The organism is Sphingomonas sp. GW821-FHT04B01, from assembly GCF_059420425.1.
This window is the reverse complement of record NZ_JBWKTR010000004.1, coordinates 261,487-279,306: the sequence shown is the minus strand read 5'-3', so window position 1 is coordinate 279,306 and position 17,820 is coordinate 261,487. Positions and strand designations below refer to the sequence as shown.

The 17,820-nt window shown below is 70.2% G+C and carries 18 protein-coding genes; 8 read left to right on the top strand and 10 right to left on the bottom strand.

Annotated features, from left to right (window positions below):
* Positions 1–8: 8 nt before the first annotated feature.
* The 3 genes from AC07UH_RS12375 to AC07UH_RS12365 form a co-directional block, all read right to left on the bottom strand.
* A complete protein-coding gene (locus tag AC07UH_RS12375) occupies positions 9–374 on the bottom strand; it encodes a response regulator (protein ID WP_038660946.1) in 366 nt (121 codons plus the stop codon).
* Between the two features lie 65 nt (positions 375–439).
* Positions 440–865, bottom strand: a complete 426-nt coding sequence (locus tag AC07UH_RS12370; protein WP_038660950.1) for a chemotaxis protein CheW — start codon at positions 863–865, stop codon at positions 440–442.
* Positions 865–3,159, bottom strand: coding sequence for a chemotaxis protein CheA (locus tag AC07UH_RS12365; RefSeq protein WP_495180669.1), 2,295 nt, complete (start codon positions 3,157–3,159; stop codon positions 865–867). Before AC07UH_RS12365 ends, AC07UH_RS12370 begins: the two co-directional genes overlap by 1 nt.
* A 314-nt stretch (positions 3,160–3,473) precedes the next feature.
* Here AC07UH_RS12365 and AC07UH_RS12360 point away from each other — a divergent pair, with 314 nt between their 5' ends.
* Positions 3,474–4,766, top strand: a complete 1,293-nt coding sequence (locus AC07UH_RS12360) for an MFS transporter (RefSeq protein ID WP_495180668.1) — start codon at positions 3,474–3,476, stop codon at positions 4,764–4,766.
* On the opposite strand, the gene AC07UH_RS12355 is transcribed toward AC07UH_RS12360, so the two are convergent.
* Positions 4,753–5,826 (bottom strand): aldose epimerase family protein, encoded by a 1,074-nt coding sequence (locus tag AC07UH_RS12355; protein WP_495180667.1) that lies wholly within the window; start codon positions 5,824–5,826, stop codon positions 4,753–4,755. The genes AC07UH_RS12360 and AC07UH_RS12355 overlap by 14 nt on opposite strands.
* Before the next feature lie 131 nt (positions 5,827–5,957).
* Here AC07UH_RS12355 and AC07UH_RS12350 point away from each other — a divergent pair, with 131 nt between their 5' ends.
* Positions 5,958–6,773, top strand: coding sequence for a hypothetical protein (locus AC07UH_RS12350; RefSeq protein WP_495180666.1), 816 nt, complete (start codon positions 5,958–5,960; stop codon positions 6,771–6,773).
* Positions 6,770–7,558, top strand: a complete 789-nt coding sequence (locus AC07UH_RS12345) for a metallophosphoesterase (protein WP_137899038.1) — start codon at positions 6,770–6,772, stop codon at positions 7,556–7,558. The genes AC07UH_RS12350 and AC07UH_RS12345 overlap by 4 nt, the downstream gene beginning before the upstream one ends.
* A 6-nt stretch (positions 7,559–7,564) precedes the next feature.
* Here the strand turns inward: AC07UH_RS12345 and AC07UH_RS12340 are convergent, their stop codons facing one another.
* Positions 7,565–8,221, bottom strand: a complete 657-nt coding sequence (locus AC07UH_RS12340) for a sulfite oxidase-like oxidoreductase (RefSeq protein ID WP_495180774.1) — start codon at positions 8,219–8,221, stop codon at positions 7,565–7,567.
* A gap of 163 nt (positions 8,222–8,384) precedes the next feature.
* On the opposite strand from AC07UH_RS12340, the gene AC07UH_RS12335 reads away from it, so the two are divergent.
* Both AC07UH_RS12335 and AC07UH_RS12330 read left to right on the top strand, forming a co-directional pair.
* The gene (locus AC07UH_RS12335; RefSeq protein WP_495180665.1) at positions 8,385–8,930 is read left to right on the top strand and encodes a DUF2076 domain-containing protein; all 546 of its coding nucleotides are present in this window, start codon (positions 8,385–8,387) and stop codon (positions 8,928–8,930) included.
* A gap of 118 nt (positions 8,931–9,048) precedes the next feature.
* Complete coding sequence (locus AC07UH_RS12330) at positions 9,049–9,384, top strand: hypothetical protein (protein WP_038660960.1); 336 nt, start codon at positions 9,049–9,051, stop codon at positions 9,382–9,384.
* Between the two features lie 8 nt (positions 9,385–9,392).
* Here the strand turns inward: AC07UH_RS12330 and mgrA are convergent, their stop codons facing one another.
* The 4 genes from mgrA to AC07UH_RS12310 form a co-directional block, all read right to left on the bottom strand.
* Positions 9,393–10,478 carry an L-glyceraldehyde 3-phosphate reductase gene (mgrA, locus tag AC07UH_RS12325; RefSeq protein WP_495180664.1) on the bottom strand — a complete coding sequence of 362 codons (1,086 nt, stop codon included), beginning with the start codon at positions 10,476–10,478 and terminating at the stop codon, positions 9,393–9,395.
* Between the two features lie 79 nt (positions 10,479–10,557).
* Complete coding sequence (locus AC07UH_RS12320) at positions 10,558–11,625, bottom strand: lipocalin-like domain-containing protein (RefSeq protein ID WP_495180773.1); 1,068 nt, start codon at positions 11,623–11,625, stop codon at positions 10,558–10,560.
* Positions 11,625–14,150, bottom strand: a complete 2,526-nt coding sequence (locus tag AC07UH_RS12315) for an FtsX-like permease family protein (protein ID WP_495180663.1) — start codon at positions 14,148–14,150, stop codon at positions 11,625–11,627. The genes AC07UH_RS12320 and AC07UH_RS12315 overlap by 1 nt, the downstream gene beginning before the upstream one ends.
* A complete protein-coding gene (locus AC07UH_RS12310) occupies positions 14,143–14,853 on the bottom strand; it encodes an ABC transporter ATP-binding protein (RefSeq protein ID WP_495180662.1) in 711 nt (236 codons plus the stop codon). The genes AC07UH_RS12315 and AC07UH_RS12310 overlap by 8 nt, the downstream gene beginning before the upstream one ends.
* Before the next feature lie 590 nt (positions 14,854–15,443).
* On the opposite strand from AC07UH_RS12310, the gene AC07UH_RS12305 reads away from it, so the two are divergent.
* Positions 15,444–16,484 (top strand): potassium channel family protein, encoded by a 1,041-nt coding sequence (locus AC07UH_RS12305; RefSeq protein WP_495180661.1) that lies wholly within the window; start codon positions 15,444–15,446, stop codon positions 16,482–16,484.
* Between the two features lie 9 nt (positions 16,485–16,493).
* On the top strand, positions 16,494–16,898 hold the full coding sequence (locus AC07UH_RS12300; protein ID WP_495180660.1) for an HIRAN domain-containing protein: 405 nt from the start codon (positions 16,494–16,496) through the stop codon (positions 16,896–16,898).
* A 4-nt stretch (positions 16,899–16,902) separates the two neighbouring features.
* Here the strand turns inward: AC07UH_RS12300 and AC07UH_RS12295 are convergent, their stop codons facing one another.
* Positions 16,903–17,121, bottom strand: a complete 219-nt coding sequence (locus tag AC07UH_RS12295) for a hypothetical protein (protein WP_156143787.1) — start codon at positions 17,119–17,121, stop codon at positions 16,903–16,905.
* A 173-nt stretch (positions 17,122–17,294) separates the two neighbouring features.
* Between AC07UH_RS12295 and AC07UH_RS12290 the strand changes: the two genes are divergently transcribed.
* Positions 17,295–17,516: a hypothetical protein gene (locus AC07UH_RS12290; protein WP_137899029.1), complete on the top strand. Its 222-nt coding sequence runs from the start codon at positions 17,295–17,297 to the stop codon at positions 17,514–17,516.
* Positions 17,517–17,820: the final 304 nt, after the last annotated feature.

Below are 17,820 nucleotides of genomic sequence, written 5' to 3'. Positions count from 1 at the left end.
CCCGCCCGTCAGGCCATGCCGACGATCTGGAGCTTCGATTCGAGCGTGTCGCGGTCGAACGGCTTCATCACATATTCGTCCGCCCCCGCCTCGATCGCGGCGCGGATATAGGCCATGCCGTTCTCGGTGGTGCAGAACACCACCTTGGGGCGCGAGGCGATCGGTGCCTCGCGGAGCGCGCGCAGGAAATCCATGCCGCTCATCACCGGCATGTTCCAGTCGAGCAGGATTACGTCCGGCGGCGAGGCGAGGCAGGCGTCCAGCGCCTCACGGCCGTCGCACGCCTCCGCCACGGTGAAATCGAGCGTCTCCAAAATGTGGCGCGCGACCTTCCGGATCACCTTCGAATCGTCGACTACGAGGCACGTCTTCATGGATAAGCCTTTTTACCAGCGATGACCGCTGCTTGGCATGATGGCAGCGAAGCGTAAGCGTCGCGTTAAGCGGCCAGCACCTGTTGCGGGACGAGAGCGGCGAGATCGACGATCAGCAACGGTTCGCCGTCCCGCTCTACCAGCCCGACGCCGACCTGCGCCCAGCCGCGATCGAGCGCGAGGCCGGGCGACAGCGGCTGGCGATCGAAGACGGACACGTCCTCCAGCTCGTCGACCAGAACCGCATAATGATGGCCGTCGATCCGCGTGATCACCGCGCGCCGCGCCGAATCGGGGGTCGGATCGAGGCCGAGCGCGGTGCCGGTGTCGATGACGGTGACCACCCGGCTGCGCAGCGCGACCAGCCCGCGCACCGCGGCCTCCGCACGGGGCACCGCGACGATCTCGGCGATGTCGACCACCGAATCGACTTGGCTGGTCTCGATGGCGACGCCGCGGCCGGCGATCTGCGCGATCAGGAACAAGCCCATCAGCGGCCTCCCACGGCATGGGCCAGCGCGTCGAGCAGCGCCGGCCGGTCGTAACGATAGATGCTCGCGGGATCGCCGGCATCGTGACGCTCCTGACGCAGCCGCACGACGTTGCGCGCGGCGGCAGGGGCGATCGCGACGTCGTCCATGACGAGTGCGACATCGGCCGGCCCGTCCGGCGGCGGCTGCATCACGCAGCGATAGCCGAGCGCCTCCAGCATCGGCCGCAGGAACGTCTCCATCCAGCCGCCGGCATCGGGTTGCAGCCAGCACAGACGATCACCGGCGAGCGGTTGCAGCGCGCCGGCGAACAGCGCATGCGCGTCGAGCAATTCGACCTGCTCGCCGTCGATCATCACCACCCCGGCGACCGGCCCGACACCGCGGGCGGGCGCAACCTCGGTCGGTAGCTGGACGATCTCGACCGGTTCGTGGATCGCATAGGCGATCTCGGTGACGCCATCGGTGAGGCGCAGCACCGGCACGTCGCGGCGATCGCCGATCGGCGCGACGGAATAAAGCGGTACCAGACTGCCGCCGATCGCCAGCCGCAACTGGCCGCCGGTACGACGGATCGTCTCGGTCGAAACCGGCTCGACGCGGTCGATCGCGGCGAGCGGCAGCACGCGGCGCTGGCCGTCGAGATCCTCGAACATCAGCGCGAGCACGCCGGGCGCCGCCGCGGCGACCGCAGCGTCCTGCTCGGCGGCGAGGCCGTGCAGGAAGCGCAGGCCGGCGACCGCGGCGATACCGGATGCGTCGAGCAGCAGCATCGGCAGGCCCGAATCGGGCAACGTATGGCCGGCATAGACGCCGGTCGCCATCACCGCCGGCGCGGCGGGCTTCACCACCAGTTCCTCGGTATCGATGACGTGATCGATCGCCAGCGCGTAATCGCCGTCGCGGGTGGAGACGATCGCCAGCGTCGTCTCGCCGCCGTCGCCGATGCCGAGCAGCCGGCCGAGCGACACCAAAGGCAGCCGCCGGCCGCGGACCGTCGCCACCTCGGCATCGCCGACCGTGTCGATCCGCACCGATTCGCCGCGCACGCGCAGGATCTCGTCGACCGACTGGCGCGCGATAGCGAAGCGCTGGTCGCCGACGCCGACGACGATCGTCGACATGATCGACAGCGTCAGCGGCACCGCGATGACGATCGTCAGCCCCTGCCCCGGCCGGCTGGCGAGCTGGATACGCCCGCCGATATGTTCGATGTTGGACCGCACCACGTCCATGCCGACGCCGCGGCCGGAGATGGCGGTGACCGTGTCGCGGCTCGACAGGCCGGCGTGGAAGACGAGATCGAGCCGCGCCGCGGCGTCCATGCCGGCGAGCGCGGCATCGGTGACCAGCCCCTGCGCCCGCGCCTTGGCGGCGAGGCGGTCGACGTCGATGCCACGGCCGTCGTCGGCGATCTCGACCAGGATCTGGTTGCCCGACTGGCGCGCCGAGACGAACAGCCGGCCGATGTCGGGCTTCCCCGCGGCACGCCGCTCGGCGGGGCGCTCGATGCCGTGATCGACCGCGTTGCGGATAATATGGACGAGGGGATCGCGCATCAGCTCGATCATCTCGCGGTCGAGCTCGACGTCGGCGCCGTCGATGCTGAGCGCCACCTGCTTGCCGAGTTCGCCGGCGGTATCGCGCACCATCCGCGGCAGCGCCGAGAAGAGCGCGTCGATCCGCTGCATCCGCGTCCGCGTGACGGTGTCGCGCATGTCGGAAACGGTCAGCGACAGCCGTTCCAGCGCCGCCTCGACCAGGGGATCGACCTGTTCGTCGCGCAGCCGGCGGGCGAGTTCGTTGCGCGCCAGCACCATCTCCGACATGCCGCTCATCATCCGGTCGAGCAGGTCGACGTTGAGGCGGACCGAACGGCTGCTGGCGCGGACCATCGCGGCGGGCTGGACCTGCGCGACGGGCCGTGCATCCTCGGCGAGCGCGGCGATCAGCAGATCCTCGCTGGAATCGTCGAGCGCCGTGCCCGAATCGATCGCCTCGACCAGTTCGCCGATGCGATCGACGATCGCGAGCACCGCATCGACCAGCAACGTGTCGGGCACGCGCTTGCCGTCGCGGACCGCGGCAAGCACGTCCTCGGCGGCGTGGCTGAGCCGCGCCAGCCGCGGCAGATCGAGAAATCCGCAGCTACCCTTCACCGTATGGACGAAGCGGAAGATCGCATCGAGCCGCGCCCGATCGGTCGGCGCCGCCTCCCACGCGACGATCTCCCCCGAGAGCGCCTCGAGCGTCTCGCGGGTCTCGGCGATGAATTCCTGTAAAAGGTCGTCCATGGGTCCCCGGCAGTTCGTTACGGCTCATGGGGGGAGACAGGTTAAGGCGGCGTTTAGTCGTCGGGGGCGTGTATCGCGGAGGACGCGGGGCCTCGTCGAAAATCGGCAATGTCGGCGGATCAACACCGTGTTCCTCCGAAAGCAGGAACCCAGGGCCAAGCAACACAACGGCTTGCGGCATTCGGAACCCTGGGCTCCTGCGTTCGCGGGAGCACTGGTTGAGCTTTGCAGACGTCCCGCGGGGAAATTGCAGAGATCATGCGATGCAACGGCGCTTACACAAAAGGCACACAGAGGCCGGCTATCCTGCGCGGATGGGGACCACGCCAGCTTGTGATGGCCGGACGCGATCGGCGCTGGCGGCGGCAGTCTCGCCCTATCTGCTCGCGCATTTCGCCAAGAGCCAATTGTGGCATGCCAGCACCTTGCTGTTCGGCTTCTTCCTCACCGAGGCCTGTGGCCTGAACGCTTCGGCGATGAGCCTGGTGATGGCCGCGACGCTCGCGCTCAACGGCTTGGTCGATGCGGCGCTGGGGGTGCATTGGCGCGGGCGGATGAGCGGTCTCGCCGGCGCGGCGCGGTTGCAGCTTGGCGCCACGCCGGCGACCTGCCTGTTCTTCCTGTCGTTTTGCGCGACGCCGTTGATCGAAGCGGAACTGCGGCTGCCGTGGGCGCTGGCGACGTTGCTGGGGTTCCGCGTCGCCTATCCGTTCATCGACGTGCCGCAGAATGCGATGGTCGCGCTGGCGCCGCTCGACGAGGACGGACGCTGCACGCTGCTCGCGCGGCGCAACGTCGCTTCGGGGCTTGCCAGCATCGCGGTCGGTGGCTGCGGCGGGCCGCTGCTGATCCACGGCCATGCCGATCTGCCGTGGCTGGCCTGGGCGGCGACCCTGTCACTGCTGGTCTGCGCGACCGGCTGGTGGCTGGGACGCGCGCCGGTCACCGGGGTCGCAGGGCCGCCGTCGCGGCGCGACGGGGACGGTAACGGGGCGGCCCTGCGCTTCACGACGATCCTCGCCGCGTTGACGGTGATGGTGGCGGCGAGTTCGTTGTTCCGCGCGCTCGAGCCGTATTATGCCGCTTATGCCGCGGGGGGTGTCGGGCTGCTGCTGTGGGCGGGGATCGGCGGGCTCGTCAGCCAGCCGGCGTGGCTCGCCTGCCGGCGCCGGGTGCGGACCAGCGGCGCCTTGGGCGCGGCGGCGCTGGCGTTGCTGCTCGCCGCGCTGATCCTGCTCGGTCCGCTGCGGACCACGGCGGCGGGCGTGATCCTCGCCGGGCTCGGCTTCGGTGCGGGGACGAGCGGCTTGTGGCTGATGCTATGGGCGGCGATGATGCACCGCGCCGCGGCGGGCGGCGCGACCGGCTATGTCGGCGTCTTCACCTGCGTGTCGAAGCTGGCGCAGGCGGCGGCGATGCTGCTGCTCGGCCATGTCCTCGCCGGCTCCGCCTATCGCGATACGCTCGCCGATCCGCACTCGCCGCCGTCGCTGTTGATCGTCGCGGCGCTGGCGACGCTGGCGGCGACGTGCGTCGCGCTGGCGCTCGCCTGCCGACACCGCGCGGCGTCCGGCGCGAGACTGCGGGCGGCGGTCAGCGGCAGCTAGGCGATTCGGTGCCGTCGGTCCCGAACCGCCAGATCGTCGTCTGCCGATAGGTCTGGCCCGGTCGCAGGATCGTCGTCGGGAATTCCGAATGATGCGGACTGTCGGAGACGTGCTGCATCTCCAGCGCGACGCCATCGCCGGGCTGGTAGACGTGGCCGCTCGGGCCGGCGTCGCTGCCGTCGATATAGCCGCCGGTATAGACCTGCACCGACAGCTCGGTCGTCTCGATCGTCAGCGTCCGGCCCGACGCCGGGTCGATCAGCCGCGCCACCGGCGCGAGCGTCCCGACGGGCTTGTCGAACAGCCAGGCGTGATTGTAGCCGCGACCCTTGAGCACCGGGCTGGCGATCCGCTCGCCGATGCGGCGCGGGCAGCGGAAGTCCATCGGCGTATCGGCGACCGGCGCCAGCGCGCCGGTCGGTATGCCGCCGGCATCGGTGACGATCGCTTGCGCCGCCTTGAGCTGCAGCCACTGGCCGAACACGCTGCCGCTACCCTCGCCCGCGAGATTGAAATAGCTGTGATTGGTGATGTTGAGCGCGGTCGGCCGGGTGGTGCGCGCGGTATAGTCGATGTGCAGCGCATTGTCGGCGGCGAGCCGGTAGCGCACCGTCACCGTCAGGCGACCCGGGAAATTCTGGAAGCCGTCGGGGCTGACCAACATAAAGGTCGCGCGGTCGCCGCCCGATCGGCGGCTCACGCGCCAGTCCGCGGTGTCGAAGCCGAACGGGCCGCCGCCATGCAGCGCGTTGGCGCCGTCGTTGGCCACCAGCTTCACTGGCCGGCCATCGATCGCGAAGCGCGCGCCGGCGATCCGCCCGGCATAGCGCCCGATCGTCGCGCCGAACCCGTTCTTGCGGATCTTGGTCCGATAATCGGCAGCTCTGGGATAGCCGAGCACGACATTGGCGACGCGGCCGGTCCGGTCGGGCACCTCGATCGCGGTCACGATCGCACCCTGCGGGATCAGGCGGACCGCCATCCCCTTGCCGTTGCGCAGCGTGATCGTCGGATCGGCCGGGGTCGGCGCGGTGGCAGCGGCGAGGAGCAGGAGAAGCATCACTGGCCGGTTCTATGGCAGCGCTTCCATCGGCGCGAGCTTCTTTTCACGTTGCACGGCGCGCCGGCAGGGTACGATTCTTGAACATCGGATACAGCCAAGGTTCAGCGCTTATGCTTAATACCGCCGTCATGATTGACTCCGATCTGCCAGCAACCGGGCCGCAAACGCCGCAGGCGACGCCCAAGATCAAAGGCGTGGCCGACGACATGGCCGCGATCTTCGGGCGCGAAGTGCGCAGCGCGCCCGCAGTACTGCCGGTCCTCGCCCACCCGGAACGACTGCGTCGCAGGCGTCGCCCGTGGCTGGCGATGCTCGCCGCCGGCGGCGTGCTGACGATGCTGACCGCGGGAATCGTCGGCGGCAGCAACGTCATGGAGGCACCGGTTGCCGCGCCGGCGAAGCGCGTCGCGACGAAGCGACCGCAACCGCTGCCGCAACCGGCCGCCGTGCCGGTGGTCGCGCCGCAGCCGGTCCAGATCGCCGACGCCACTTCCGCTTTGCCGCCCTCGCCCAACGCCGGCACGGAAGACGCGCCGGTGACGCCCGAGGCCCCCGCCGCCCGTCCTTATACGCCGGCGCGGGAGATGAGTGTCGACGCGCCGCCGCGCCCGGTTGCGCCCCGCGTCGAACGGCCGAGCTATGCACCCGAGCGTGCCGCCGTACTGGCCACCGCACCGGTCCGCAGCGCCTGTTTCGACGAGGCGAGCTGCCTTGCGCCACAATTGCGCAGCGCGGAGCGCACCGTCGCGATCGCCTACGACCAGGCGACGATGGCGCAAGTTCGTGCGGGCACGCTGCGCGACTATCGCGACGAATGGCTCCGCGCCCGCCGCGTCGCCGTCCGGCGGCCGCGCGAGGCGTTGCGCATCTATGGCATGATCGCCGCCGACCTGCGCGTCTTCGCCGAGGACGCGCCGGCGGGGGATCGCGTGGCGCTGCAATGATCGGCTTCCGGCGCGAGCGGCTCGCGCCGGCGGACGGCGTGCGGGCGGGCGTGCAGCCGCTCTATGCGATCGGCGACGTCCACGGCCGCTACGATCTGCTGCATGCGCTGCTCGCCGAGATCAATCGCGATGCGGCGGAGCGCTATCCGGGCGTGACGCCGCTGCTGGTGCTGTGCGGCGATTATGTTGATCGCGGGCCGGCGTCCGCCGAGGTGCTCGCCGCGCTGACCTGGCTGCTGCGCTCGACCGCCGTGGAAGCGCGGCTGCTCGAAGGCAATCACGAAGCGATGCTGCGCGACTTCCTCGAACGGCCGACCGATCATGGCCGCTGGCTGGCGGTCGGCGGCGCCGCGACGGTGCGCTCGTACGGCGTCGACCTGCCCGAGCCGGCCGAGCTGGAACGGCCGGCGGCGCTGACCGCGCTGCGTGACAGCCTGCTCGATGCGATGCCGACCTCGCATTATCATCTGCTTCTCCGGCTCGAACTGCTGATCGAGATCGGCGATTATGCCTTCGTGCACGCCGGTGTCGTGCCCGGCGTCGCGCTGCACGCCCAGCGCCGCGACGACCTGCTGTGGATCCGCGAGGGGTTCCTCGACCATCCGAAACCCGCCGCGTCGATCATCGTCCACGGCCACACCTGGACGGGCGACCGCCCGACGGTATTGCCGCACCGTATCGGCATCGACACCGGCGCCTACAAGACCGGCGTACTCACCGCATTGCACCTTTGCGAGGATCGCGCCGAGATCATCCAGGCGATCGACGGTAGCACCGCGCGCTGACCGGATTCAGGAATAGCGTTCCTCCGTCCACGGATCGCCGCGCATGTGATAGCCGTTGATCTCCCAGAAGCCGGGCGCGTCGGCGCCGAGAATGTCGATGGCACGCAACCATTTGGCGCTTTTCCACAGATAGAGGTGCGGGACAAGCAACCGCGCCGGGCCGCCATGCGCGCGCGTCAGCGGCGCGCCGTCCCAGCTGTGCGCCACCATCGCCTGCTCCGCCGCGAAATCGGCGAGCGGCAGGTTGGTGGTGTAACCGTCATAGCCGTGCAGCATGACGAACGCCGCCGCGGCGCTCGGCTGCACCACGTCGAGCAGGTCGCGCGTCGCGACACCGGCCCATTCATTGTCGTAGCGCGACCAGGTCGTGACGCAGTGGATGTCCGACCGGTCCTGCGTCTGCGGCAGCGCCATGAACGCCGCCCAGTCGAGCGTCACCGGCCGCTCGACCAGACCGCCGATGCGCAATTCCCATCGGTCGGTGGCGATATCCGGCTGGCGACCGAGATCGAGCACCGGCCAGTCGCGCACCAGATGCTGCCCGGGCGGCAAGCGCTCGCCCTCGGGTCGCGCGCCATGGCCGGTCAGGAACTTGTGCTCGCTCGCCCAGCGCCGCTTCGAGCGGGTCAGCTTGCTGTCGGGCGGCGTCGCATCGTCGGCCATGTCGATCTCCGTTGTGCCGTACATCCCGCATCATCGCCCCCGATGGCAAGCGGGATGACGGGCAGGTGAATTCCGCGTCACGATGACGCCTCGGGGGCAAGGCGAGGTTGAACGCGGCGGGTCGGCGACCGATCTCCGCCGCCGTTCACTGCGAGGACGAAGCATGACACCCGACGAACGCACCCTTCTGACGAATTTCCTCAACGAGCTGGTCGCGACGCGCGGCGTCGCCAAGGACAATGAGGCGGACGCGCTGATCCGGCAGGCGCTCGCCGCCAATCCCGACGCGGGCTACGTGCTGGTCCAGCATGCGATCGTCGCCGACCAGTCGCTGCACGCCGCGCAGGCCCGGATCGCGGAGCTGGAGCGGCAGGTCGCCCCGCCGGCACCATCACCCAGCTTTTTGCCGACCGACCGCGGACCATGGGGCGGGTCGCATCCCGCTTATGCGCCCCCGGCACCGGAGGCGCGGCCCGGCATCCTGTCGGGGGGCGGCGGCCTCGGCAGTTTCCTGCGGTCGGCCGGCACCACGGCGGCGGGCGTCGCCGGCGGCGAGATGCTGTTCAGCGGGCTTTCCGACCTGTTCGGCGGCCACCACGGCGGTGGCTTCGGCGGCGGTGGCCAGGGCTTTCTCGGCGCGCCGGAAGAGAATGTCGTGATCAACAATTACGGCGACGACGACGACAGCAACGACAGCAGCGACTGGTAGGTGCCGGCGCGGGCCGTGCCGCGCCGGACCATCGTCACTTCCCGCTCGGCGTGGCCAGCGTGCTGGTGTAGCGAAGCGCACGACACCGCCCCTGTAGGCGACCGATCGAGGCAGACGCATGGCCCGCAAGCACGGCAAATTCCGGTACGACGACGACCTCCCCGCCGAGGAGGAGGCGGCACCCGTGCCCCCCTGCTGGCTGTGCGGCCGGCCGACGGGCAAGACGATCGTCTGGCATCATCCGGTGCCCAAGAGCCGCGGCGGGCGCGACGTCGTGCCGATGCATCCGATCTGCCAGCAGACGGTGACCGCCAATTTCACCAATTCCGAGTTGCAGCGCCACGGCATGAACGCCGAGGGGCTGCTCGCCGACCCGGCGACGCGCAAATTCGTCGACTGGGTGGCGAACAAGGACCCGGACTTCACCGCGACCATCACCAAGAAGCAGCGCTGACCCGGCGTCTATCGTGACGCGAGCGGGACCCCCTGCCGCGCCGGCAGCTCGGCGATGTCGGACGAATCCGACCAGATATTGATCCCGCCATCGACCGCGGCCGCGTCGATCGCGGCCAGTTCGTCCGTCGAGAATACCGGATTGTTCAGCGCGTTCAGCGAATCGTCGAGCTGGGCGACCGATCGCGCGCCGATCAGTGCGGAGGTGACGCGGGGATCGCGCAGCACCCAGGCGATCGCCATCTGCGCCAGCGTCTGGCCTCGTGTCCGCGCGATCCCGTCGAGCGCGCGGATCGCCGCCACGTTCGCCTCGCTGAGCAAGGTCTGCGACAGCGAACCGTCGCGGCTGGCCCGCGCATCCCGCGGCACGCCATCGAGGTATTTTGCGGTGAGCATACCTTGTGCGAGCGGCGAAAAGGCGATGCAGCCGGTACCCAGATCCGCCAGCGTCGCGAGCAGCTCGCGTTCGATCCAGCGGTTGAGGATCGAATAGCTCGGCTGGTGGATGAACAATGGCACCTTCTCCTCGGCGAGGATCGCCGCCGCCTGCCGGGTCAGCCCCGGCTCGTAGGAGGAGATGCCGACGTATAGCGCCTTGCCCTGGCGGTGGAGCTGCACCAGCGCGCCCATCGTCTCCTCCAGCGGCGTCGTCGCGTCGACGCGGTGGGAGTAGAAGATGTCGACGTAATCGACGCCCATACGCTTGAGGCTCTGGTCGCAACTGGCGATCAGATACTTTTTCGAGGAGCCGATGTCGCCATAGGGACCGGGCCACATGTCCCACCCCGCCTTGGTCGACAGGATCAGCTCGTCGCGATGCGCCCTGAAGTCGGTCGCGAGGACGCGGCCGAAATTCTCTTCCGCCGATCCGTAGGGCGGGCCGTAATTGTTGGCGAGATCGAAATGGGTGACGCCGCGATCGAAGGCGCGACGCAGCACCGCGCGGCCGGTCTCGAAGACGTCGGTGCCGCCGAAATTCTGCCACAGCCCGAGGCTGATCGCCGGCAGGCGCAAGCCGCTGCGGCCGGTGCGGCGATAGGACATGCCGGCATCGTAGCGGCCGGCAGCGGCGGTATAGGGTTCGGGAAAGGCCATGAAAAATCCTCGATCACGCAGCTGGGGAGACAGCGACCAAAGCCATCGCCCGGGCAAAAGGTTGCCGGATCGCCGGCGACTACATCGCGAGCGGCTTGTCGTAGCCGGTCAGTTCCAGATAGCCGCGGCCGCCGGGCGTGCGCACCGCCCCCTCCCAATAGACCGGCAGGCCGCCGCGCCGCGCGTCGAGTTCCTGCGCGGCGAACAGCGGCGTCAGCCGGTGCGTCGTGACCTTGCCGTCGACGCGGATGCTGAGATCCTGCATCACCGGATAGACCGCCCCGGTCGCGCGGCTGCGCCAGGTGGCGACCGGCCGGAAGGCGACGTCCCCCGGCGCCAGCACCGTCGTCCGTCCGTCGGGCCGGCGCAAGGATCCGCCCGTCCAGAGCGTTCCCCCGCCCTTACGCCGAATGCGGAACGCCATCAACGCCGATCCGTCGTCGAGGTTGAGCCCGGTCCAGTCCCAGCCCTGCGCCGCGGGTGCAAGATAGTTGGACGACCATTCGCGATCGAGCCACGCCTCGCCGGTCACGGCGACCGCGCGCCCGCCGATCTGCACCTGCCCGGCGACCCGCAGATGCGGGATCGAATAATAATAGCTCGCCTCGTCGGGGAGCGGTCCCTTGCGGCTGTAGCCACCGCGTCCCTGCGGCAGCGGCGGCTGCGTCGGCCGGAACGCCAGCGCCAGCCGGAAGCCGTCCGCCGTCACCGCGGTCTGCCAGCGCCCGTCGGAGGCGCGCCGCAACCGCCAGTCGCGGATCGCCACGTCGGCGTCGCCGGTCCGCGCCGCGGCGAGACCGAAGCCCTGCCGCGCGGAGCGCTCGCCGTGCAGCAGCCGCCCGGTGGCCGGATCGGACAGCGCGGCATGCGCGAACAGCACCTGCCCGGCGGCGAACCGGCTGGGGTTGCGCGGATCGACCGGCGGACGCGTGCGGAAGAAGGTGACCTGGAAGCCGAGATCGCGTCCCTCCGCGGTCTTCAGCCAGCCGGTGACGTACCACCATTCGGTCCGGAACGCGGGGTGCGCGCCATGATCGGCGGGAAAGCGCAGCACGATGCCGGGTCGCACCTGCGGATAGGGCGCCGCCGCCGGGGCCGCCACCGCGACCGCCGCCAGCCAGCCCGTCATCAACGCCAGCGGCTTCATCACCAATCCTCCCGTACCGAGGTGATCGCGCTACGTGCCGTCGCGCGCCGCCCGGCGAGCACCGCCGTCACCGCCGCCGCCCCGGTCAGCGCCGCGGCGACGCCGACCAGCGTGCCGAACGGGATGCGGGTCGTCATCGTCCAGTTGAACGACTGCGGATTGATGACGTGGATCAGCACCTGCGCCAGCAGCAGGCCGAGGCCGATGCCGGCGAGCGCCCCGGTCAAGCCGACGATCGCGCCCTCGATCCCGAGCATCGCGGTCAACTGGCGGCGCGTCAGGCCGAGGTGGCGGAGCATGCCGAATTCGCGCTCGCGGGCGATCGTCTGTGCCGACATCGTCGCCGCCACCCCCGCCAGCCCGACGAGGATCGCTACGGCCTCGAGCAGATAGGTCACCGCAAAGCTGCGGTCGAACAATGTCAGCGCCAATTGCCGCAGCGTCGCCGGCCGGGTGATCTCGACCTGCCCGCGCAGGCTCGCGGGCAGCCGTGCGGTGAGCGCGGCGGCGACGCGGCCGGCGTCCTGCCCCGGCGTCAGCATCACCGATATCTCGTCGCGGCCCTCGTCGCCGGTCAGCCGCTGATAGTCGCGCTCGTCGATCAGCACCGCGCCCGCCTGCCGGCCGTAGTCGCGCCACACGCCGGCGACGACGAAGCGGGTGCGGCCGGCGATCGGCAGTTCGATCGTTTCGCCGGGATCCCAGCCGTACAGACGCTGCGCCGGCTCCGACACCCAGACCGGCAAGGCGCCGGGCGGCAGCGACGGCGCACGATCGATCAGCACAAGCAGCGGATCGCGGCCGCCCCGTTCGGGCCGCGCGATCAGGCTGACCGGTGGGCGGTCGGCGGTGATCGTCAGCGGCAATTGCCGGCTGAATGCCACCGTCGCGATGCCCGGCGTCGCCGCCAGCCGCGCGCGCGTCGCGGGATCGAACGACGCCCCAGCGGTGGTGCGCGCGTAGAGATCGGCGCCGAGCACGTCGCCGAGCCAATCGTCCACCGCGCCGCGGAAGCTCGTCACCATCGTCGCCATCGCGATCATCAGCGCGGTCGACGCGACGATGCCGCACAGCGCAGTCGCCGCCTCGCCCGGCGCGCCATGCAGGTGCCGCACCGCCAGCAGGCGCGGCACGTCGCCACCGCCGCGACGGGCGAGCGGCGCCAGCAAGGTCCGGGCGAACCACGGCACGCCCGCCACCCCGCCCGCCAGCATCAGCGCCATGCCGACGAAGCCGAACAGCGGCAGGCCGGCGACCGCGGGCAGCAGCGCCGCCGCCGCGCCGGCGGCGAGCAGGATCGCGGCGGGCCACCAGGCGACCGGCCGGCGAGGATCGAGCACGTCGCCGGCGTTCTTCAGCGCCGCCGCCGGCGCCGCCCGCGCCGCGACGCGCGCCGGCAGCGCGCTGCCGAGGATCGCCGCGGCCAGACCGAGCGCGAAGAAGCCGAACGCCGCCGCGGGCTGGAAAACGACCTGCGCACGACCGCCACCGAAATAGCCCGCGCCGAGATCGCCGCCGAACCAGTGCAGCGCCGCCCAGGCGAGGCCATAGCCGGCGAGAAGACCCGCGGCGGCCCCGACCAGCCCGATCGCGACGCCCTCCACCACCACCGCGGCGATCACCCCGCCGCGCGGCATGCCGAGCGTCCGCAGCAAGGCGAAGGCGCGCTGCCGGCGGACCACCGACAAGGATTGCGCCGAATAGACGAGGAAACCGCCGGTCAGCAGCGCGACCAGCGCCAGCATGTCGAGATTGACGCGATAGGCGCGCGACAGCGCATCGCCCTGCGCGTTCTGCGACGCCGGAGAGGACAGCACGGCATCGGCGGGCAGCAGCGCACGCAACGCCGGCTCGGCCGCGTCGCGATCGGACATGGCGAGATCGAGCCGGTCGATCCGCCCCAGCCGGCCGAACCGCCATTGCGCCGCGGCGATGTCGATCACGCCGACCGCGGTCTCGTCCGCACCCGGCAGCGTCCCCGCGATCCGCAGCGGCACCGTCCGGCCGTTGGCGGTCGCCTGCACGATTTCCCCGACCCGCGCCTTCGTCTGGGCGAGCGCGCGGCGGGAGAGGAACAGCGCCGCCTCGTCGAACACGCCGTCGTTGCCGGTATCGGGGCCGGCGGGGCGGATGCCGATCAGCGACGGCGTCACCGCCGCGGCGCGGATCACGTCGATGCCGAGCAGCGTCAGGCGCGTGCCGCCGATCCGCGCGTCGAGGCTGACGACCGGGCTGGCATCGGCGACGCCGCGCGCCGTCGCCACGCGCGGATACAGCGCCTCGTCGAAGCCGAGCGGACTGGTCGCGCGCACCGACAGTTCGGCCGCGCCGCTGATGCCGCGCATCGCGCCGTCGAACGACGCCAGCGCCGATCCGTTGACGAGATGCACCGCGAACCCCAGCGCCACGCCGACCGCGATCGCCACCGCCGTGGTCAGGAAGCGCGCCGGATGGAACCGCCATTCGCCGCCGATCAGCCAGCCGAGCGCCAGCCGTCCCCGGATCGGCCCGGCGCGCTCAGCCACGCCGATCGACCAGTCCGTCCGCGCCGAGCGTCAGCACGCGGTCGGCGATCGCCGCGCTCGCCTCGGAATGCGTCACCATCACGCCGGCGGCGCCATGACCGCGCACCGCGGTGGCGAACAGCGCCAGTACCCGCGCGGCGGTATCGGGGTCGAGATTGCCCGTCGGTTCGTCGGCGAGGATCAGCGCCGGGCGATGGACCAGCGCCCGCGCGATCGCGACTCGCTGCAACTCGCCGCCCGACAGGTCGCGGGCATAGCCGGCGCCGCGCCCGTCCAGCCCGACCGCATCGAGCATCGCATCGGCCCGACGGTCGGCCTCCGCCGCGTCCGGCGAGACCAGCGCCAGCGGCAGGGCGACATTCTGCCGCAGCGTCAGATAGGGCAGGATATGGAAGGCTTGGAAGACGAAGCCGACCCGCTCGCGACGCAGCCGCGTGCGCGCCGCCTCGTCGAGCGTGCCGAGATCGATGCCGTCGATCGCGACTTGGCCCTCGTCGGCGTCGTCGAGCCCGGCAAGGATGTTGAGCAGCGTCGATTTGCCGACGCCGGATTCGCCAATGATCGCGACCAATTCACCCGCCGCGACCGACAGGTCGAGATTGCGGAACAGCCGTCGCGGTCCGGGCACCGATTTGCCGAGCGCGCGTACCGCGAGCAACGACCGCTCGCCGTGTCCATCGCTCGTCCCAGCGTCCATGCTCATCGTCCCGCCCCCCGCTGCGCGCACCGCAGGCTGCGCCGGCACCTAGTCGGTACATCTGGTCGCCCATTCGGTTCCCGCCACTGTCGGGCGCGTAACGCGAGGGTATTGCGAACCCGCAAGTAACGCAGGTCGCAGGCGATGATGAGGCTCGGCCGGTTTCCCCGACAAATCCGTCACCCCGGAACCAGTCCGGGGTGACGGAGTGGGCTTGGATAGCGCCGGGCCCATGTGAACGGCCATACGCGATAGCGCCGCGATGTACCCCGGCAGAGGTCGCCCTCTTCAGCGTTCCCGTGGAGGCGGAACCTTGGCAAACCCAAGCCAGTGCTCCCGCGAAGGCGGGAGCCCAGGGCCAAGCAAAACGATATCCTATAGCGTGCGTGACTCCTGGGCTCCCGCCTGCGCGGGAGCACTGATGGTGTTTTCGAAGGTTTCACCCCCGGCAGGTAACACACCAATTTTCCAAGAGGTCTCGCAACGCGGCCCTTGCACTCCACCGGCAACCTCCCGCACCACAAGCGCATGGTCAGCACCGCCCCCGCCCCGTGAACCGGCATCATACCCCAAGGCCGGCGCTGGCGCCCGGGCGGATGGCCGCACCGGCGGCCCTGCGCCCGGTGCGACCGCGCTTCTATCGCGCCGGGCGGCTCGGCCCGCTCACCACTTTGGCGATCCGCGCCGCCGCGGTGCTGCTGCTCGTCGGCATCGCGCTCGGCGGTCACTGGATCGACCGGGCGGGCCTGCGCGACAATACCGACGGCGCGGTCAGCTTCCTCGACATCGTCTATTTCACCGTCATCACCGTGACGACGGTCGGCTATGGCGACATCGTCCCGGTCAGCGATTCGGCGCGGATGTTCGATACGTTCGTCGTCACGCCGATCCGCATCTTCGTGTTCCTCATCTTCCTGGGAAGCGCCTACAGCTTCATGCTTCGGCAGGGATGGGAGCGGTGGCGTATGGGACTGGTCAGGCACGAACTGAAGGATCACGTCATCGTCTGCGGCTTCGGCCGCTCGGGCTCGGCCGCGGTCGGCGAATTGATCGAACGCGGCCATCAGCCGGAGCGGATCGTCGTGGTCGACGCCGCCGCCGACCGACTGCGCCTCGCCGAGGCATGGGGCGTCGCCACCGTCGAAGGCGATGCGACCCACAACAAGGTGCTCGGAACCGCCAAGGTCGCTGCCGCGCGCAACGTCATCATCTGCCCCGGCCGCGACGACACCGCGGTGCTGATCATCCTCACCTGCCGTCGCCTCGCGCCGCATGCCGGCATCGCCGTCTCGATCGCGGCGATCGAGAACGAGCTGCTGGCGCGCGACGCCGGTGCCAGCATCATCGTCAACCCGGTGAGCTTCGGCGGCCAGTTGCTCGCGCAATGCACCGCCGGCCCGCACGTCGCCGACTATGTCGCCGACCTCGTCACCCGCGGCGGCCAGATCGAATTGCGCGAACGCCCGGTCCGCGCCGACGAGATCGGTACCGCGCCGCGCGACGGCACCGACGGCCAGATCGTCCGCATCTATCGCGACGACCGGGCGATCGGCGTCCTGCATTCCGAGGCGCGCGAGCTGCGCGCCGGCGATTGGGTGATCGAGCTGGTCGAGGCCGTCGATGCGACCAAGACCTGAACCGCGGCGATGCAGGAACTGACCCTCGCCGTCGTCGGCATCGACTTCGCCAATGCCGACGGCAGCAACCGCCGCTCCGAAACGATGATGACCTTGCCCGGCGAGCCGGTCGCCCTGGTGCCGGAACCGAAGAACAAGCACGACGGCAATGCCATTGCGGTCATCGGCCCGCGCGGCGTGCAGCTCGGCTATCTCAGCGCCGAGCGGGCGCCTTATGTCGGCATGCGGCTGGGTCGCGGCGAAGTGGCGGCAGCGATCTTCCAGGGCATGGATGGCAATGCGGCCTTTATCCGGCTGCGCTTCGGCGGCGGCCAGCCGACCTTGCCGACGCCCTCCGCGCCGGCGCGACGGTCCGCACCTTATGACCCCGACGCCTTATATCCCGATGACGACGGGCCGGAATGGGGCGCCTGACCGCCTAGCGCAGGCCGAAACCGGCGGCACTGCTCTCGCCGTCATCGGTCCGCTCGCGTCCGGCGAGGATATTCTCCAGTTCGCCGAGCGTATGCGGCACGTCGAGATGCTGCGCCCCCAGGAACAGTCGGCTGCCCTCGCCCTCCGGCACCGCATGGGTCAGTTTGTCGATATCGACCAGCGCCTTGCCCGTGGGCAGTATCTCGATCTGAACGAACCGCATCGTCTTCTCCAAGTCGCACCGCATCGGCGCGTGGCAGGAAACGAACCACCGCCGCGAAAGACGCGTGGGCGGAAACCATCATCGGGCGTTATACCCGTCCGACCCGTGCAGGAGCCTCCATGCCAAGACCCGAAATCCTCCGACCGCGCCATGCCGGCGAGCCGCGCTGATCCATGGCAGAGGTGGTAATCAGCCCGAGCGGGCCCGGCGCGATGGAAGCCGGCCTGATGATCGACGAGACCGGCACCCGCTTCGTGGTGCTGACCTTCAACGAGCCCGATGCCGATCCGGTGCTCGTCACCTTCACGGTGCCGATCTTTCAGGATTACGTCCGCCATCTCGTCAAGACCGCCGAGGCGGCGGCGGACGAGCTCAACTGGGTGGTGCCGGACTGATCCGCCACGCCGCCGACCACCCGTGTCTGTCCGAGGAGACCAAAGATCGCCCATGCCAGCAACGTCGTCTATTGCGACGGCCCCAACAGCCCGCATGCCTTCGACATCATCGCGCTGCAGCCGCGCAACGGCACGCTCGATGCGAAATGCCCGATCTGCCACGGCTACGGCCAATGGAACGTCGAGATCGACCTGGTCAGCTTCCGCTGCAAGCGCGCGATCTGCGACACCTGTCACGGCGCCGGCTGGATCGAGACGGGCAACGACCCCGTCGGCCATGCCGACATCGTGATGGCACCCGACG

Coding starts and splice junctions, on each gene's coding strand:
- AC07UH_RS12370 (WP_038660950.1), bottom strand. CDS start 865: ATGGGCTTGTTCCTGATCGCGCAGATCGCCGGCCGCGGCGTCGCCATC.
- AC07UH_RS12300 (WP_495180660.1), top strand. CDS start 16,494: ATGCAGGAACTGACCCTCGCCGTCGTCGGCATCGACTTCGCCAATGCC.
- AC07UH_RS12335 (WP_495180665.1), top strand. CDS start 8,385: ATGACACCCGACGAACGCACCCTTCTGACGAATTTCCTCAACGAGCTG.
- AC07UH_RS12305 (WP_495180661.1), top strand. CDS start 15,444: ATGGCCGCACCGGCGGCCCTGCGCCCGGTGCGACCGCGCTTCTATCGC.
- AC07UH_RS12355 (WP_495180667.1), bottom strand. CDS start 5,826: ATGCTTCTCCTGCTCCTCGCCGCTGCCACCGCGCCGACCCCGGCCGAT.
- AC07UH_RS12330 (WP_038660960.1), top strand. CDS start 9,049: ATGGCCCGCAAGCACGGCAAATTCCGGTACGACGACGACCTCCCCGCC.
- AC07UH_RS12360 (WP_495180668.1), top strand. CDS start 3,474: ATGGGGACCACGCCAGCTTGTGATGGCCGGACGCGATCGGCGCTGGCG.
- mgrA (WP_495180664.1), bottom strand. CDS start 10,478: ATGGCCTTTCCCGAACCCTATACCGCCGCTGCCGGCCGCTACGATGCC.
- AC07UH_RS12375 (WP_038660946.1), bottom strand. CDS start 374: ATGAAGACGTGCCTCGTAGTCGACGATTCGAAGGTGATCCGGAAGGTC.
- AC07UH_RS12365 (WP_495180669.1), bottom strand. CDS start 3,159: ATGGACGACCTTTTACAGGAATTCATCGCCGAGACCCGCGAGACGCTC.
- AC07UH_RS12295 (WP_156143787.1), bottom strand. CDS start 17,121: ATGCGGTTCGTTCAGATCGAGATACTGCCCACGGGCAAGGCGCTGGTC.
- AC07UH_RS12350 (WP_495180666.1), top strand. CDS start 5,958: ATGATTGACTCCGATCTGCCAGCAACCGGGCCGCAAACGCCGCAGGCG.
- AC07UH_RS12290 (WP_137899029.1), top strand. CDS start 17,295: ATGGCAGAGGTGGTAATCAGCCCGAGCGGGCCCGGCGCGATGGAAGCC.
- AC07UH_RS12345 (WP_137899038.1), top strand. CDS start 6,770: ATGATCGGCTTCCGGCGCGAGCGGCTCGCGCCGGCGGACGGCGTGCGG.
- AC07UH_RS12340 (WP_495180774.1), bottom strand. CDS start 8,221: ATGGCCGACGATGCGACGCCGCCCGACAGCAAGCTGACCCGCTCGAAG.
- AC07UH_RS12310 (WP_495180662.1), bottom strand. CDS start 14,853: ATGAGCATGGACGCTGGGACGAGCGATGGACACGGCGAGCGGTCGTTG.
- AC07UH_RS12320 (WP_495180773.1), bottom strand. CDS start 11,625: ATGAAGCCGCTGGCGTTGATGACGGGCTGGCTGGCGGCGGTCGCGGTG.